Source organism: Arthrobacter sp. GCM10027362 (genome assembly GCF_042679445.1).
Classification (GTDB): domain Bacteria; phylum Actinomycetota; class Actinomycetes; order Actinomycetales; family Micrococcaceae; genus Crystallibacter.
Map to the genome: position 1 here is coordinate 1 of NZ_JBHTML010000317.1, position 2557 is coordinate 2557.

A 2557-nucleotide genomic window follows, 5' to 3' on the forward strand; every position below is an offset into this window, starting at 1 on the left:
GCCCGGGCAGCACAAGCCGTCCAGCTCCGGGCTGCCGCCGGCCGCCGCATCCCCGGCCGCCGCCGTGCCCACCCGGGCCGAGTGAACCTGGTTCATGAAGCGGAGCGTGTCCGGTGCGACCCCCATCCGCTCCTGCAGCGCCGTCCTGCGCGCCCGCACCGCGGCAGGATCATCCCCGACGTGCAGGGCGAGATTGCCCGCGGCCGAATCCGTGAACGCGGCCCACAGGCCGTCCCCCACTTCCTCGCGCCACCAGAAACCCTCCGGCAATCCGCCCACCTGCCCGGCCTACTTCAGGAAGTCCGGGACGTCGAGGTCGTCGGTGCGGCCCGCGGTGAGGTCCGGTTCCACCACTGCCGGCAGGTCCACCTCGAACCCGGCATCGGCCGGAATCACCGAAGGGCCCTGGGACTGCTGCAGGTGCCCCCAGCCATTGTTCTGCACCGACGCAGCGGCGAACTGGGCCGGGGCCGACTGGGCCACCGGCATCGACTGCGGGGCCGCGGAAGGCACTGCCGGCAGGGCGCCGGTCTTCGGTGCCTGCGGCGCGCTGGTCACGTCCACCTGGTCGAAGCCGGCCGCAATCACCGTCACCCGGGCCTCGTCGCCCAGGGCATCGTCGATGACGGCACCGAAGATGATGTTCGCCTCCGGGTGTGCCACCTCCTGGACCAGCCGGGCCGCTTCGTTGATTTCGAACAGGCCCAGGTCCGAGCCGCCCTGGATGGAGAGCAGGACGCCGTGCGCGCCATCGATGGACGCTTCCAGCAGCGGGGAGGCGATGGCCAGTTCGGCGGCCTTCACCGCCCGGTCCTCGCCGCGGGCCGAGCCGATGCCCATGAGGGCCGAACCCGCACCCTGCATCACGGACTTGACGTCGGCGAAGTCCAGGTTGATCAGGCCCGGGGTGGTGATCAGGTCGGTGATGCCCTGGACACCGGAGAGCAGTACCTGGTCCGCGGACCGGAAGGCGTCGAGCATCGAGACATTGCGGTCGCTGATGGACAGCAGGCGGTCGTTCGGGATGACGATCAGCGTGTCGACTTCGTCGCGCAGGGTCTCGATGCCGCTCTCGGCCTGGTTGGAGCGGCGGCGTCCCTCGAACGTGAACGGACGGGTCACGACGCCGATGGTCAGCGCCCCGAGCGAGCGTGCGATGCGGGCCACCACCGGCGCGCCGCCGGTGCCGGTGCCGCCGCCCTCGCCGGCGGTCACGAAGACCATGTCCGCGCCGCGCAGGACCTCCTCGATCTCTTCGGCATGATCCTCGGCGGCCTTGCGGCCCACCTCGGGATCCGCACCGGCGCCCAGGCCGCGGGTAAGCTCGCGTCCGACGTCGAGCTTGACGTCGGCGTCGCTCATGAGCAGAGCCTGCGCATCGGTATTGATGGCGATGAACTCCACCCCCCGGAGACCAACCTCAATCATGCGGTTGACGGCATTCACCCCACCGCCGCCGATGCCGACGACTTTGATGACGGCCAAGTAATTCTGCGGTGCTGCCACGTCCTGTGTCCCTTGTTCGAATCTGTGCACTGATCGACGCCGGGCGTCCCGGCCGTTTCCTTGCGGATCCGGCCCGCCGGCTCCCCCTGCATAACCCTAACCCTCAGGTTGAACGTTAGAGTTATGTCAAGTAACTTCTACCCGAGACGCTAAGCGGAAGCCCTGCCTCATGCAATTACCCTTCCAGCGTGTCGGACCAACTTACCGATATTCCAATTCCGGCGCCTGCCGCCGGGCCCGTTACCGCGTCACCGGGCGCGTCGGAGTACTCACGTCGTAGACCTGGATCGGCACCTCCGGGTCCGCATTCAGCAGTGCCTCCAGCACCTTGGCTTTCAGTTCCCGCTCCCCCGCATTGCCCCAGAGCACGGAGGTGCCGTCCTTGAGCTCAAGCTTGACCGAGTCCACGGATTTGGCCGAGGCATGGTCCAGCCGCGCCAGGATCTTCGGCGGCAGCGCGCCGAGCACTGCCGTGATCGTCCGGAAGACTTCCGGATCCTTCTTGGCCTTGGCCGCGTCGATCAGCGGCAGCTTCGCCGAGCCCCGTGATTTAACGCTGGCCAGCCTGCGGCCTTCCTCATCGATCAGGGCGTAGCTCTTGCCGGCCTTGAGCACGGCCACCGGAACCCGCTCGATGATCCGGACGGACAGCTCCGAGGGCGGACGGGCCTCGACCTTGACATCGGAAACCGCTGCCAGCCCGTCCAGCCGGGAGCGCACCTCGGCCTCGGAGACCTGCGGCAGCGGGGTGCCGGCCAGCGGTGCCAGCCGGTCATCGACCTCCCGGGCCGGGATCAGGGAGGTGCCCGACACCGAGATGGTTTTCACAGCCAGCACCGGAGAGAACACCAGCACCCCGATGGCCGCAGCCACCAGCACCAGCACCACGGCCGCGCCGATCCACACACGCCGGCGGATCTTCCGCCGCGCCGGCTCCGGGAAACGCAGCACTGTCGATTCCGCGGGCCGGGCCGGCGGGGCATCGTCCCGCAGCTGGACCTTGGAGCTGTTGGCCCTGGCCGCCCTGGCCCGGCCGGCGGGGGCGTCCCCG

The 2557-nt window shown here is 69.3% G+C and carries 3 protein-coding genes; all 3 read right to left on the reverse strand.

Going from position 1 to position 2557, the window contains the following annotated elements:
• Positions 1-279: laccase domain-containing protein (locus ACFQ36_RS22125; RefSeq protein ID WP_377017628.1), on the reverse strand; the 279-nt coding region annotated here is incomplete at its 3' end.
• A gap of 9 nt (positions 280-288) precedes the next feature.
• Complete coding sequence (ftsZ, locus tag ACFQ36_RS22130; protein ID WP_377017629.1) at positions 289-1506, reverse strand: cell division protein FtsZ; 1218 nt, start codon at positions 1504-1506, stop codon at positions 289-291.
• A 240-nt stretch (positions 1507-1746) separates the two neighbouring features.
• Positions 1747-2557, reverse strand: an 811-nt coding sequence (locus ACFQ36_RS22135) for a cell division protein FtsQ/DivIB (protein ID WP_377017631.1), incomplete at its 5' end; no start/stop codon positions are given.